This is a genomic window from Rhodospirillaceae bacterium, assembly GCA_002746255.1.
Classification (GTDB): domain Bacteria; phylum Pseudomonadota; class Alphaproteobacteria.
The window spans coordinates 167,944-181,729 of record NVWO01000001.1 but is presented as its reverse complement, the minus strand read 5'-3'; the positions used below and the strand labels follow the sequence as shown (position 1 = coordinate 181,729).

Here is a 13,786-nt window from a genome sequence, read left to right as displayed (position 1 = left end):
CGCGCCGCTATTCCGCCGCGCCAATGGCCTTTAACAACGCCAATTCATTCCAATAGCTTTTAATGCTAACGGTCCCGTCCTTGCGGGCGCGAATCACGTCAATGCCGCTTAGTACGATGGCTTTGTTCGTCGGGGCCTTGCCGGCAAACGCACCGGTATGGGTGGCCTTCCACGTCCATTCCCAATAGACGGCCTTTTTCGTGTACTTCACATGGTTGTAAGAAAATTTGGTATCCGGAAAGGCCTTGAACAGAAGGGCCGCATATTCACGAAGTTCCTTGCCCTTGATCCCTTCCGGCGGCAGGGACGCGTCCCAGTAAAAGCCTTTGCCCACGGCTTCGACAATCAAATCCAGATTGCCGGTGTTCCAGCCGATGGACCAGCTTTCCATGGCCGTTTTCGCGGCTTTTGCCGGACCGCCGGACGTTGGCGCACCGGCGGCCAATGCCGAGCCGTTTGCACCAACGGTGCTGAGAAGCAAGGCGGCAAAGAAAACAGCGAGAATAGGCCGAAAAAGGCTTGGCCCCACAAGACTTAGAACACGGCGTTTGATCATCTTTTATCCTCAGAGCATTTGCGTATGGCGGATATCTACACCTTCGATTTTGGCAAAACGTCTGCCGGAAGTAAAGCCTTTCGGGCCGCGTGGCCACGAAGGCGGCTCTCAACCTCGCCCTTTCGGCAACCCTAACAAAATCTGTAAAAATCTTCCCGGCGCCCGGCGGCGAGACGGATAGGAAGACCGGGATTCATCCACTCCGTCGGGATCTTCGTGAATAATAATTTCGGCCTCTGGAAAGGCCTCGGCCAGATTCTTTTCCACCTCGTCGGCAACGTCATGGGCATGCCGCAGGGTCATCTTGCCATCCAGTTCGAGATGAAGCTGGATGAAGGTGGTAATCCCGGATTTTCGCGTCCGCAGGTCGTGAAGATTTTTTACCTCCAAATGGGTACGCACGATCTTACGAATGCGCTCACGATCTTCCTCCGGAAGCTCGTGATCCATCAACGGATCAAGCGAAAGAACAGCAATCTTGCCGGCGGTTCGCAAGAGGTAAAGGGCAATCAACCCACCAAACAGAGGGTCCAGAATGCCCCAGCCAAAATACGATCCCAGGACCAGCGACAGAATCACGCTGGCGTTAATCAGGACATCGCCGGTGTAGTGAAGGGAATCGGCGTCGATAGCAACGCTTCCTGTCTTCCGCACGACACGGCGCTGAAAATGCACCAGGGCGAACGTGACAACAATGGCAAACAGCATAACAGCAATGCCAATTTCGCCATGTTCAACCGCACGCGGATGCACCAGCCGATGGGAAGCCTCGATCAACAGGAACACCGCCGCACCGACCACGAAGGCGGCCTGGCCAAGGCCCGCCAAATGTTCGGCCTTGCCATGGCCAAAACGATGTTCGTAATCGGCGGGCTGCAAGGCATGCCTTACGGCAAGCAGGTTCACGAGAGAAGCCCCGACATCGAGCATGGAATCGACAAGGGAAGAAAGCAGACTGACCGAATCCGTCAGCCACCAGGCGACCATCTTGACAAAGACAAGAAGCACCGCGACCGCAACGGCCGCAACTGTCGCGCGGCGCATGAGGCGCGCGTTTTCTTCAAAGATCGTCGCGGATTTCTCTAAAATCTCGGCCAATGTTTTTCCTATGGATCAGGGAAAAAGCCGTTCTGTCTGCCATCTGTCCCCGTCCCGACAATACACCAACCGATCGTGCAGGCGGAACGCGGACTGGCTCCAAAACTCGATTTTTCTGGGAACGACACGATACCCTGACCAGAACGCCGGACGGGGCACCGCGCCTATTGCGAACTTCGCCGTAAACTCGGCAACGCGCTTCTCAAGCGCAAAACGGCCTTCCAGGGGCCGCGATTGCTGCGATGCCCACGCACCGATTTGGCTCACACGGTCACGCGACGCAAAATAGGCATCCGCCTCGGACGCAGCCACGGGCTGAACGGCACCGGTGACGCGCACCTGACGGTCAAGAGACTTCCAGTAAAAGCAAAGGGCGACATTCGGATTTTGCTGCAAATCTTTGGCCTTCGCGCTTTCCAGATTCGTATAAAAAACGAACCCTCTCGCGTCCACGGCCTTCAACAGCACCATCCGGCTCGACGGTGTGCCGTCGGCACCGACCGTGGCCAGTGCCATGGCATCCGGATTCTTCGCCTCCGCCTCGCACGCCTTGGCAAACCAACGCTCAAAAAGCACGATCGGATTTTTTTCGGGGGTTTCAAACATGAACAGCCTTCATGATGCACGCGTCGCGCAGGTTAAAGGGCCATTGGCCCCCTGCCGTCAAGAGCCCTTGGGTCCTCTCGCCAGTCCCCGATGGTGGCGGCAACCAGCCCGCCCACCAGCACGGCAAGCCACGACCCGTACATCCAGACGAGAAAGATCGGGATCGCGGCAAGGGCACCATAAATCGCCTCATAGGTCGGGAAAGCCGTCAGATAGAGGCCAAACGCCCTTTTTCCGACCTCGAACAGAAAGGCTGCGACGGCGCCACCGATCAAGGCGTCCCGCCAATGCACCTCACGATTTGGAATAACCATGTAGAGAAGGGCGATGGCCGCCGTTTCAAAAAGAAATGGCAGAAATCGCAGAAAAGTACGAATTTCTTCCGCGCGCGCACTGCCAAACCATTCCGTCGCCGCAAAAAGATAGCCGGAAACGGAAAGCCCCGCACCGACGAGAACCGGACCCAGCGTCATCACAGCCCAATAGGCAAGCAGGCGCGGCACCCGTTTTCTCGGTCGCGTCACACGCCAGATCTGGTTGAACGTCTTCTCGATGGTCGAGAGCAGCAGGATGCCCGTGGCAAAAAGAGCCAGAAACCCTACCATCGTTAATTCACGTGCATTTTCGGCAAAAACCGACAATTGATCCCGGATGGAATCTTCCATATGCGGCGCAAAATTTTGAAACAGCATGGCACCCGCTTCCTCCCGGACGGCATCTAGGCCCGGCACAATGGCAAAGGCCGAAACCCCGATCGCCAGCATCGGCACCATGGCAAGAAGCGATGTATAGCTGAGCGCGGCGGCGGCCTGCCCGCAGCGATATTCTGAAAACCGGTGGGTCAGAAACGCAACAAAGGGCCGGACCTTCTTTATCACCCTGGTGAAATATCCCATCCCCTCAACATAGGCCGCTTCCAACGGTCAGGAAAGCCATCGCGCGCCCTCGGCCCCGCTTGGAGCCCTCGGGACTTTCGTGTAAGATGCCCCCCTAACGGACCAACCATCCCAAAGGCTTCTCCAAGCCGGCACGAAGAACCAGGAAAAAGGGAAGAGAAGCGGAATGAGCAACAATATGCAGGTGATGGCTGGAAAAAAAGGGATTGTCCTCGGCGTCGCGAACGACCGCTCCCTCGCCTGGGGCATCGCCAAAGCCGCTGCCGACGCTGGCGCAGAACTGGCCTTTACCTATCAGGGTGACGCGTTGGCGCGCCGCGTCATGCCGCTTGCAAAATCCATTGGCTCTGATCTTGTGATGCCCTGCAATGTGACGGACGATGCAAGCATCGATGCCGTCTTCAAAACCATCAAGGAACGCTGGGGAAAGCTGGACTTTCTCGTCCATGGGATCGCCTATTCGGACAAGGAACAGCTAAAAGGGCGTTACATCGATACGACCCAGGACAATTTTGCCATGACCATGGCGATTTCCTGTTACTCGTTCACGGCCCTTTGCCAGCGCGCCGTCCCGCTGATGTCCGACGGCGGCAGCCTGTTGACCCTGACCTACACCGGTGCCCAGCGCGTCATCCCTCATTACAACGTGATGGGTGTTGCCAAGGCGGCACTTGAGGCAAGCACGCGCTACCTCGCCGTCGATCTTGGCCCGCAGAACATCCGCGTCAATGCCATTTCCGCAGGCCCCATCAAAACCCTGGCCGCGTCCGGCATCGGCGATTTCCGCTACATTTTAAAGTGGAACCAATACAATTCGCCGCTTCGCCGCAACGTCACGATTGAGGATGTCGGCGGGGCCGCCCTCTACCTTCTGAGCGACCTTTCCTCCGGCGTCACCGGCGAAGTGCATCACGTGGATGGCGGCTACAACATCGTTGGGATGAAGGCGGAAGACGCGCCGGACATCGCGACCGTCTAGGACAGACCAATGGCCGGAAACAGCTTTGGAACCCTGTTTCGCTTCACAACCTGGGGCGAAAGCCATGGGCCGGCCATTGGCGGCGTCGTCGATGGCGTGCCCCCCGGCCTTGCTTTAAACGAAGCCGACATTCAGGTCTGGCTTGACCAGCGCCGGCCGGGAAGCTCCCGCTTCACAACCCAGCGCCGCGAAGCGGATCTGGTGAAGATTCTTTCGGGAACCTTCGAGGGAAAGACGACCGGCACGCCGATCAGCCTTGTGATCGAGAACACCGACACCCGCTCAAAAGATTACAGCGCGATCAAGGACGTTTTTCGTCCGGGACATGCCGACTACACCTATTTCAAAAAATACGGCCTCCGCGATCACCGGGGCGGCGGACGCGCCTCGGCGCGGGAAACGGCGGTCCGGGTCGCCGCCGGTGCCATCGCCCGCAAGATCCTGGGGGCTTCAGTTTTAATCCGTGGTGCCCTCGTGCAGATCGGTCCCCACAAGGTGGACCCGGCGCGTTGGGACTGGGACGCCGTCGCGGACAATCCCTTCTTCTGCCCCGATCCGGTCATGGCAAAAGAATGGGAAAACTATCTCGACACCATCCGCAAATCCGGCAATTCCGTCGGCGCCGTGGTCCATGTCGAAGCGCTGGGCGTCCCGGCCGGGCTTGGGGAACCGGCTTACGACAAGCTGGACGCAGACCTGGCCAAGGCGCTGATGAGCATCAACGCCGCCAAGGGCGTGGAAATCGGCGCCGGATTCAACGCGGCAACGCTTTTGGGCGATGAAAACGCCGACGAAATGCGCATGGAAAAGGGCGAAGTCACCTTCCTGTCAAACCAGGCCGGCGGCATTTTGGGCGGCATCTCGACGGGACAGCCGATCGTTGCGCGCTTTGCCGTCAAACCGACAAGCTCCATCGCCATCTCCAGAAAATCCGTGGACCGTTTTGGCAAGGACATCGATGTGATGACGAAGGGCCGGCACGATCCCTGCGTCGGCATTCGCGCCGTGCCCATCGGCGAAGCGATGATGGCCAATGTGCTGGCCGACCACTTGCTCCGTCACAAGGCGCAATGCGGATAAGCTTTTTCGCTTAAACGGCGAAGCGCGCGGCAATCAAAAATTCCTTGTTGCCTTCCGGGCCAAGAAGCGGGCTTTCCATCAAGCCGGTCACCGTCCATCCGGGTAGCGCCCCAAGCCATGACGAAATCCGCTCGCAAACCTCGTCATGCAAGGCCGGATCGCGCACGACCCCTTTCTTGCCGACCTTCCCCTTGCCAACCTCGAATTGCGGCTTGATAAGGGCGACCAGCACCGCGCCGGGTGCCGCCAGTTGCAGAGGCTGGGGAAGGAGCGTTTCAAGGCCGATAAAACTGGCATCGCAAACAATCAGATCGACCGCCTCGGCAATGTCTTCCTTGCTCAGAAAGCGCGCGTTGATCCGTTCTAGAACGACGACCCTGGGGTCGTTTCGTAAGCCCCAGTCAAGCTGGCCGTGGCCAACGTCTACCGCATAAATCCGACATGCGCCGCCATGGCGCAGCACGTCCGTAAAGCCGCCATGGGACGCGCCAATATCAAGCGCCGTCTTCCCCGCCGGATCAATTTTAAACTGCGCCAGCGCCGCCGCCAATTTCACGCCACCACGGGAAACCCATGGATGATCGGGGCCACGGACTTCGATGGGCGTTGCTGGGGCCAGCGGCATGCCCGGCTTGTCGAGGCGACGTTCGCCACTGTAGACACGCCCGGCGAGGACAAACGCCTGCGCGCGGCTGCGATTTTCAGCAAGCCCGGAAGCAACCAGCAATTGGTCGAGGCGAAGCTTCGCCGCCTTCTTCGTCATGGGATCAGGCGCGGGCGGAAACGGAGTTATGGCCAAGGGCAGCAAGCGCGGTGTCCACAATATGTCGGGCATCAAGACCGGCAAGCTCATATTGTTTGACCGGCGCTTCGTGATCAAGGAAGACATCGGGCAATACCATCGGACGTATCTTCAGGCCCGCGTCCAACAGACCCGCGCGCGCAAGCGAATGGAGAACCTGGGTGCTGAAACCACCAATTGATCCTTCCTCGATCGTAATCAGAACCTCGTGTTCCAACGCCAACCGGCGCACAAGGTCCTCGTCAAGAGGTTTTGCAAAGCGGGCATCCGCCACCGTCGTGGACAGGCCCTTCGCGGTCAACTCGTCAGCAGCCAGCAGCGCTTCCTGCAGGCGTCCGCCAAAGGAAAGTATCGCCACCTTCGTTCCCTCTCGAAGCACACGCCCCCGGCCAATTTCAAGCGGCACGCCGCAGACCGGCATGGGAACGCCTGCCCCCTCGCCGCGCGGAAAGCGGAAGGCAGAAGGCCCGTCGTCGATGGCCGCCGCCGTTGCCACCATATGGACCAGTTCCGCCTCGTCCCCTGCCGCCATCACGATGAAATTTGGCAGACAGCTTAAATAGGCAATGTCGAAGGACCCGGCATGGGTGGCGCCATCGGCACCGACAAGGCCGGCGCGATCAATGGCGAAACGAACCGGAAGTTTCTGGATCGCCACATCGTGCACCACCTGGTCATACGCACGCTGAAGAAACGTGGAGTAGATCGCGGCAAAAGGTTTGTAGCCTTCCGTCGCCATGCCGGCGCAAAACGTCACCGCATGCTGTTCCGCAATGCCGACATCAAAAAAGCGATCCGGGAAATGTTTTTCAAAAAGGTCAAGCCCGGTCCCGGACGGCATGGCACCGGTAACGGCGACGATCTTGCTGTCCTTCTCCGCCTCGCTTACCAGGGCCTTGGCAAAGGTTTTCGTATAGTTCGGTGCCTTGGGTTTGGATTTCTTCTGGGTGCCGGTCACAACGTCGAATTTGCTTACCCCATGATATTTATCGGCCGAGGCTTCTGCCGGCGCGTAGCCGTGCCCCTTCTTGGTCACAACGTGAATAAGCACCGGGCCTGGCTCGGCATCGTCGCGGACATTTTTAAGAACCGGCAGAAGATGGTCAAGATTGTGCCCGTCAATTGGCCCAACGTAATAGAAACCAAGCTCTTCAAAGAGGGTGCCGCCGGTGACAAGGCCGCGCGCGAATTCTTCGGCGCGCCGCGCCGTAACCTCGATCGGGCGGGGGAATTTCTTGGCCACCATGCCGACCAGGTGACGGATGGAACGATAGGGCTTCGAAGAAATCAGCTTCGAAAGATAGGCACTCATCGCGCCGACCGGTGGCGCAATCGACATGTCGTTGTCGTTCAGGATGACGATCAGGCGCGCGTCCATCGAACCGGCGTTGTTCATCGCCTCATAGGCCATGCCGGCACTCATGGCGCCATCGCCGATGACAGCAATCGCATGGCCCTTGCGCCCATCAAGATCGCGGGCAACCGCCATGCCGAGCGCGGATGAAATGGATGTTGAACTGTGGGCGGCGCCGAAGGGGTCGTACTCGCTTTCGGAACGTTTCGTAAATCCGGAAAGACCACCGCCCTGACGCAGGGTGCGAATCCGATCGCGCCGACCGGTGAGAATTTTGTGGGGATAGCATTGATGGCCAACGTCCCACACCAACCGGTCGTCCGGCGTGTTGAAGACATGGTGGATGGCCACGGTCAGCTCAACCACGCCAAGCCCCGCCCCCAAATGGCCACCGGTGGTGGAAACCGCGTCAATCGTTTCAAGACGCAATTCGTCCGCCAATTGACGAAGCTGTTTTTCCTGCAGCTTGCGAACATCCGCCGGGTAAAGAATGGTGTCGAGAAGTGGTGTCCGGCTACCCGGATTCGATTCAGTTTTCTCCGACAATGTTTCTACTTTCTCCATCAATTTTCCGATGTCTTGTCTCAGGGGGCCGCAATCAATGCTGTCGCATGACGACAAAATGGGCAGCCCGTGCCAATAGTTCCGCTTTTTCACCGAAAAGATCAAGGTGTGCAATGGCTTGATCGGCTAAAATCTTTGCCTGCTCGCGAGCGCGCTCGACCCCGAGAATGGAAACAAAGGTTGCTTTTCCAGCGTCCTGGTCCTTCTGAACGGCCTTTCCTGTCCTTGCCACATCGCCCTCAATGTCCAAAAGATCGTCCTGAATTTGAAAAGCAAGCCCAAGATCGTGGGCATAGGCGTGCAGGGCGTGCCGCTCAACGTCGCGTGCTTCGCCCAAAACCGCTCCCGACTCGCAGGAAAAGGCGATTAAGGCCCCCGTCTTCATCTGTTGCAACCGGGTGATGGTGCCGATGTCCATCGCCATGTTCTCGGCTTGCAGATCCATCATCTGACCGCCAACCATGCCGGGCGCACCGGCGGCAATCGCCAGCAAATGGATAAGATCGCAACGCACACGCGCCCTTGGATGCGTCTCCAACTCGGCAAGAACCTCGAAGGCCAGGGTTTGCAAGGCGTCTCCGGCCAGGATCGCCGTCGCTTCGTCATAGTGGACGTGGACTGTCGGTTTCCCACGGCGAAGCGCGTCATCGTCCATCGCCGGGAGATCATCGTGAACAAGCGAATAGCAGTGGACGAGTTCGACCGCCGCCGCCACACGAAGCGCGCACGACCGTGGCACGTCAAAAAGTTCGGCGCTGGTGACCGCCAGAAAAGGACGAAAGCGTTTGCCGCCATTTAGCACGGCATAGCGCATCGCCTCGTAAACGCGCCTTTCCGGCCCGCTGCTGGTCGGAAGCAGGCGCTCAAGCAACACCACCACCGAAGCGGCCATTTCCGCCATAACCGCTTCCAGGGAACGCGTGTCCGGATCAGTCAACGTCCGCGTCTTTCAGACCTGTGGGACCATCGGGCCCAAGCTGTATTTGGCTCACCTTCGCCTGGGCTTCCCGAAGCTTGGCTTCGCAATGCCGCTTCAGCGCCGCGCCACGCTCGTAAGAGCCAATCGCTTCATCCAGCTTCCCTTTGCCGGATTCAAGCCTTTCGACAATTTCCTCAAGGGCCGCCAACGCCTGCTCGAAGCTCATCGCTGGGATGTCCGTGGAAATTTCCTGTTTTATCGTCGCCTGCTTTGCCATCTGCTTTGCCGTGAGATCCATCCGTTTAAAGGAAATTTCAAGGTAGTCCAGGCGGTTCCCCAAAGGCAAGAGAGGCCGCCAGAACCAATTTAATTGCAAAAAAGCATTTAAAACTGCACAGAAACCGGTTAATCTTCGGGCCTTATCGGTGCCCCCCGCCAAGGCCAAAACTCACCACCTCTAGAGTCAGGAAATCGGACGTGTCTGTGGCTTTCTTTTTTTCCCTACCCATCGGCACGGCCCCGTTGCGGGCGTCGCGCACGAACCGAAACCAATKGGACAAAASCAARACRARCKKYCTGKCCGCRCTGCRAKGGGSWGGYCTCCTTCTTTTYCTTGGMTTGGSAARYRCCGSCGYCTCGGCSCAGGAAMGMCCCCCCGCCCCCGTCGYCGTCGACRAGGTGCGCACCGAAMAAATGGCGCAGACCATGCCGGTCATTGGCCGCCTCGTTGCGCTGCGCGCCGGCGACGTCGCAACCCGGATCGACGGTCGCGTCGACCGCTTTCGCGTCGAGGTCGGTGATCGCGTCAAAAAGGGCGACGTGCTGGCCCACCTCGATAGCGACCGGTTGCAGCGTGAACATGCGCGCCGCGTGGCGTCCATAGCCGAAAGCCGGGCCTCGATGGAAAGCGAGAAGGCCTCCCTTGCCATCGACAAACAAGAACTGCGCCGGCTTGAATCCTTGCGCCAATCGGCCATTTTTCCGAAAGCGCGTTACGAGGACAAACAAAAAGAAGTGCTGCGCGCACACACCCGGGTAAGCCGGGCCGAGGCGATTTTGGAAAACACGACCGCCCTGTTCCAGCTTGCCGAACTTGACCTTGCCGACGCAAAAATTCTTGCCCCCTATGACGGGGTCGTCACCACTCGCCATACGGAAGTCGGCGCCTATGTAAAGAAGGGCGATGCCGTCGTCGCAATGGTGAACGATAAAAAYCTGGAGATCGAAGCGGACGTCCCGGCCCAACGCCTGTCCGGCATCAAAYCGGGCATCGTCGTGAAAATCGAACTCGATAAACAAAAAAGTTAYTTTGCAGTCGTCCGCGCCATCGTGCCGGAAGAAAATCCACTGACGCGCACGCGCCGTGTCCGCTTCGTTCCAACATTCGATGCSAAAGCGGGGRAYCTGGCCGCTAACCAGAGCGTCACCATCCAGATTCCCATTGGCGCCGCGCGCCAGGTGGTTACCGTTCACAAGGACGCCGTCATCAAACGCGGCGGCGCGTCCCTTGTCTTCGTGGCCGCCGATGGCGCGGTCCAAATCCGTCCCGTTGCCCTTGGAGAGGCCATCGGCACACGCTTTCAGGTCTTAAGCGGACTAAAACCCGGCGAGCTTGTCGTAACGCGCGGCAATGAGCGGCTCTTCCCGGGTCAGAAAGTCCGCTACCAAGAGACGCCTTGAAGATGGATCTGATCCGTCTTTCCCTGGACCGCCCGACCGCTGTTATCGCGGCGGTGTTGATGATTCTGCTGTTCGGCTTTGTCGCCTTGCAGCTTATTCCCATTCAACTGATTCCAGACCTTCGCAAGCCGATCATCACCATCACCACGCAATGGCCGGGCGCCGCCCCCGCCGAAGTTGAACGTGAAATCATCATTCAGCAGGAAGAAAAACTGAAGGGCCTCGAAGGACTCGAGGAAATGGTCAGCAAGTCCAAGGATGGCATCGGTGAAATCACCTTGGAATTTCACGTCAACCGCAACATGGACCAGGCCCTCCTTCTGGTTGCGAACCGGCTGGACCGGATCGAATCCTATCCGGAAGAAGTGGACAAACCCAGTCTGAAAACCTCCTCGGCCGAAGACAGCCCGATTGCCTGGTTCATTCTCAGCCACCTTCCCGGCAACACAACGCCAATCGCAAGCTATGGCAACTTCGTCGAGGACTTTATCCAGGACCGGCTGGAACGCGTACCCGGCGTCTCCCGCAGCAATGTCTTTGGCGGCAGCGAACGGGAACTTCAGATTATCGTCGATCCGGAAAAAATGGCCCGCTACGGGTTAACGGTACCGGAAATTACCGACAGGCTTCGCCGCGAGAACGCCTCGATTTCGGCCGGGGATATCGATGAAGGCAAACGACGTTACGTCGTTCGCACGGAAGGCGAACTCGTCACGATCCCGCGCATCCGGTCGATCGTTCTGCGCACGCAAACCGACCTGATCTCACAAAGACTGGGCCGAGTGACGATTGGCGACATTGGTGACGTAACCTTCTCGCATCGCAAACCCGTCGCCTATATCCGCCACATGGGAAAACCAGCCATCGCAATCAACGCCATTCGCGAGAAGGGCGCCAATGTTATTGAAACGATGGAACAAATCCGCGCAGTTGTCACCGAACTGAAGCAGGACGTGCTACCAACGCAGCGGCTTTCCCTGACCCAGGTCTATGACGAAACCGTCTATATCAATTCGGCCATCAATCTTGTCACCCAGAATATTTATATCGGCGGCGTCTTTGCCATCATCATCCTGATGCTGTTCCTGCGTTCCGCCATGGCGACGCTGATTATCGCACTGGCCATTCCGGTTTCTGTCATTGGCGCCTTTGTCGCCATGGCGGCAATGGGGCGAACGATCAACGTCGTCTCCCTGGCCGGGATCGCCTTTGCCATCGGCATGGTTGTCGACGCGGCGATTGTCGTGCTGGAAAATATTTTTCGACTCCGGCAAAGCGGCATGAACGCGCGAGATGCCGCCTATCGTGGCGCAAAACAGGTGTGGGGTGCCATTTTTGTTTCCGCACTGACCACCGTTCTTGTCTTCATGCCCATTCTCATCATGGACCTTGAGATCGGGCAGCTTTTCCGCGATATCGCCGTCGCCATTTCCGTTGCCGTCCTGCTTTCGCTGCTGGTCGCCATCACCCTCATTCCAGCCCTCGCAAACTGGCTGCTAAAGGAAATTCCGGACGTCAAAAGCCGGCGCATCCCGCCCCTGGACCGCTTCGCACGACGCTTCGTCACCATCTTCGTCAAGGCCGCCCGGCGCGTCCTGGACCGAAAAGGCCGCGCCCTGGCTGTCATCAGTGGAATTTGCGGCATTGCGTTGACCACCACTTTCCTGCTGCTGCCAAAGCTTGAATATCTACCGGAGGGCAACCGCAATCTTATCTTCGGCATTATGCTGCCACCGCCCGGCTACAATCTCGACACGATGATAAAAATCGCCGCGCGCATTGAAGAACAGATGAAACCCCTTTGGAGCCATTCCCTATGGGAGGACACGGCCTCCGAAAAAGCGCCTGCGGCAGGTGAGAACGCGCCTGCGGCAGGTGAGAACGCGCCTGCGGCAGGTGAGAACGCGCCGACGACGACTGCGATGCCCGAAGCATTCGGCGACGTTCCAAAAATCCGCGATTTCTTTTTCGTCGCCATGCCATCGCAGACTTTCCTGGCCGCCATCAGCGATGAACCAAGCCGCGTGCGTGAATTGATGCCCGTGCTGCAACGCCCAATGCTTCAGGAACCGGGAACCTTTGGGCTGGTGACACAGCCTTCGCTTTTCGGGCGCGGCATCAGCGGCGGGCGATCGATTAATCTCGACATTTCCGGACCAGACCTCGACCAGATTCTCGCCGTTGCCAACCAGGCGACCGGCCTCATCATGCAGGCCCTGCCGATAAGCGAAGGGAACCAGTTCCGCCCCATCCCCGGCCTGGAACAGGGCGCGCCGGAAGTGCGGCTCTATCCAGACCCGGTGCGCCTGGCCGATAGCGGCCTGACGACGCGCGATCTGGGCATGACAATCGATGCCTTCAACGATGGCCTGCGCGTTGCCGAGGTCACCATCGAAGGCCGCCGCGTCGATCTCATGCTGAAGGGACCGGAAAACATTGTTTCGCAAACCCAGGGCATTCGCAATCTGCCGGTCGTCACCGCGTCCGGCATGATCCTGCCGGCAAGCTCGCTGGCCAATATCGAAATCACGACCGGTCCGACGGAAATTCGTCACCTTGAACGCAATCGCACGGTGACCCTGGAAATACGTCCAACGCCCCACCTGCCCCTCGAAGCCGCGCTGGATGTTCTGCAAAAAGACGTCATCGATACCTTGCAGGCCCAGGGCATTCCAAAAGGCATCAAGCTTGGCCTTTCCGGCACGGCCGACAAATTGACGCAGACCTGGAAGGCGATGTCCTGGAATCTCCTGCTTGCGGTGGCCATTGTCTATCTGGTGATGGCCGTCCTTTTCGAAAGTTTCATCTACCCGCTGTTGATTATCTTTTCGGTCCCGCTGGCAACGGCGGGCGGTGTGCTTGGGCTCGCCTTTCTCAATCTTTTTACCTATCAGGCCCTCGACATGCTGACGCTGCTTGGCTTCGTCATTCTGATCGGGATTGTCGTCAACAATGCGATCCTCCTTGTGCACCAAACGCTGCATCATCAGCGCCAGGACGGCATGCGCGCCCGCCACGCCATCCTGCGCGCCACCCAGAACCGCATTCGCCCCATCTTCATGTCAACGCTGACATCGGTTTTCGGAATGCTGCCGCTGGTGCTCTTTCCTGGCGCCGGCTCCGAGCTTTACCGTGGGCTTGGCTCGGTCGTCGTCGGTGGCCTGGCACTTTCAGCCGTGCTGACTCTGGCGATTATTCCGCCATTGCTGGCCCTTGCCGCGCGGGACGAAAAGCCGACCGCCTCAGCCTGAC

At 58.5% G+C, this 13,786-nt stretch carries 11 protein-coding genes and 1 pseudogene; 4 read left to right on the top strand and 8 right to left on the bottom strand.

Translation table 11 applies throughout. The features are described from left to right. Positions 1-7: 7 nt before the first annotated feature. The 4 genes from COA65_00885 to COA65_00870 form a co-directional block, all read right to left on the bottom strand. Complete coding sequence (locus tag COA65_00885; GenBank protein PCJ61545.1) at positions 8-556, bottom strand: hypothetical protein; 549 nt, start codon at positions 554-556, stop codon at positions 8-10. Between the two features lie 108 nt (positions 557-664). After that, the gene (fieF, locus tag COA65_00880; protein ID PCJ61754.1) at positions 665-1,600 is read right to left on the bottom strand and encodes a divalent metal cation transporter FieF; all 936 of its coding nucleotides are present in this window, start codon (positions 1,598-1,600) and stop codon (positions 665-667) included. Between the two features lie 69 nt (positions 1,601-1,669). After that, on the bottom strand, positions 1,670-2,260 hold the full coding sequence (gene pdxH, locus COA65_00875; GenBank protein PCJ61544.1) for a pyridoxamine 5'-phosphate oxidase: 591 nt from the start codon (positions 2,258-2,260) through the stop codon (positions 1,670-1,672). A 32-nt stretch (positions 2,261-2,292) separates the two neighbouring features. After that, positions 2,293-3,180 carry a hypothetical protein gene (locus tag COA65_00870; protein ID PCJ61543.1) on the bottom strand — a complete coding sequence of 296 codons (888 nt, stop codon included), beginning with the start codon at positions 3,178-3,180 and terminating at the stop codon, positions 2,293-2,295. 142 nt (positions 3,181-3,322) lie between these two features. On the opposite strand from COA65_00870, the gene COA65_00865 reads away from it, so the two are divergent. Both COA65_00865 and COA65_00860 read left to right on the top strand, forming a co-directional pair. Then, on the top strand, positions 3,323-4,135 hold the full coding sequence (locus tag COA65_00865; protein ID PCJ61542.1) for an enoyl-[acyl-carrier-protein] reductase FabI: 813 nt from the start codon (positions 3,323-3,325) through the stop codon (positions 4,133-4,135). A gap of 9 nt (positions 4,136-4,144) precedes the next feature. Continuing rightward, positions 4,145-5,215: a chorismate synthase gene (locus COA65_00860; GenBank protein ID PCJ61541.1), complete on the top strand. Its 1,071-nt coding sequence runs from the start codon at positions 4,145-4,147 to the stop codon at positions 5,213-5,215. Positions 5,216-5,225: 10 nt separating this feature from the next. Here the strand turns inward: COA65_00860 and COA65_00855 are convergent, their stop codons facing one another. From COA65_00855 to COA65_00840, 4 genes are read right to left on the bottom strand one after another with little or no spacing between them, the layout of a single operon-like run. After that, complete coding sequence (locus COA65_00855) at positions 5,226-5,978, bottom strand: TlyA family rRNA (cytidine-2'-O)-methyltransferase (GenBank protein PCJ61540.1); 753 nt, start codon at positions 5,976-5,978, stop codon at positions 5,226-5,228. 4 nt (positions 5,979-5,982) lie between these two features. Continuing rightward, the gene (locus tag COA65_00850) at positions 5,983-7,935 is read right to left on the bottom strand and encodes a 1-deoxy-D-xylulose-5-phosphate synthase (protein ID PCJ61539.1); all 1,953 of its coding nucleotides are present in this window, start codon (positions 7,933-7,935) and stop codon (positions 5,983-5,985) included. Positions 7,936-7,969: 34 nt separating this feature from the next. Then, positions 7,970-8,836: a farnesyl-diphosphate synthase gene (locus COA65_00845; protein ID PCJ61538.1), complete on the bottom strand. Its 867-nt coding sequence runs from the start codon at positions 8,834-8,836 to the stop codon at positions 7,970-7,972. A 28-nt stretch (positions 8,837-8,864) separates the two neighbouring features. Further along, a complete protein-coding gene (locus COA65_00840; protein ID PCJ61753.1) occupies positions 8,865-9,131 on the bottom strand; it encodes an exodeoxyribonuclease VII small subunit in 267 nt (88 codons plus the stop codon). Between the two features lie 245 nt (positions 9,132-9,376). Here COA65_00840 and COA65_00835 point away from each other — a divergent pair. Then, a pseudogene (locus COA65_00835) lies at positions 9,377-10,534 on the top strand (efflux transporter periplasmic adaptor subunit). Between the two features lie 2 nt (positions 10,535-10,536). Then, positions 10,537-13,785 (top strand): acriflavin resistance protein, encoded by a 3,249-nt coding sequence (locus COA65_00830; protein ID PCJ61537.1) that lies wholly within the window; start codon positions 10,537-10,539, stop codon positions 13,783-13,785. Position 13,786: the final 1 nt, after the last annotated feature.

Bases quoted from the DNA above. Each gene is read 5' to 3' on its own strand.
- COA65_00885 (PCJ61545.1), bottom strand. From the start codon at position 556: ATGATCAAACGCCGTGTTCTAAGTCTTGTGGGGCCAAGCCTTTTTCGG.
- fieF (PCJ61754.1), bottom strand. From the start codon at position 1,600: ATGCGCCGCGCGACAGTTGCGGCCGTTGCGGTCGCGGTGCTTCTTGTC.
- pdxH (PCJ61544.1), bottom strand. From the start codon at position 2,260: ATGTTTGAAACCCCCGAAAAAAATCCGATCGTGCTTTTTGAGCGTTGG.
- COA65_00865 (PCJ61542.1), top strand. From the start codon at position 3,323: ATGAGCAACAATATGCAGGTGATGGCTGGAAAAAAAGGGATTGTCCTC.
- COA65_00860 (PCJ61541.1), top strand. From the start codon at position 4,145: ATGGCCGGAAACAGCTTTGGAACCCTGTTTCGCTTCACAACCTGGGGC.
- COA65_00855 (PCJ61540.1), bottom strand. From the start codon at position 5,978: ATGACGAAGAAGGCGGCGAAGCTTCGCCTCGACCAATTGCTGGTTGCT.
- COA65_00850 (PCJ61539.1), bottom strand. From the start codon at position 7,935: ATGGAGAAAGTAGAAACATTGTCGGAGAAAACTGAATCGAATCCGGGT.
- COA65_00845 (PCJ61538.1), bottom strand. From the start codon at position 8,836: ATGGCGGAAATGGCCGCTTCGGTGGTGGTGTTGCTTGAGCGCCTGCTT.
- COA65_00840 (PCJ61753.1), bottom strand. From the start codon at position 9,131: ATGGCAAAGCAGGCGACGATAAAACAGGAAATTTCCACGGACATCCCA.
- COA65_00830 (PCJ61537.1), top strand. From the start codon at position 10,537: ATGGATCTGATCCGTCTTTCCCTGGACCGCCCGACCGCTGTTATCGCG.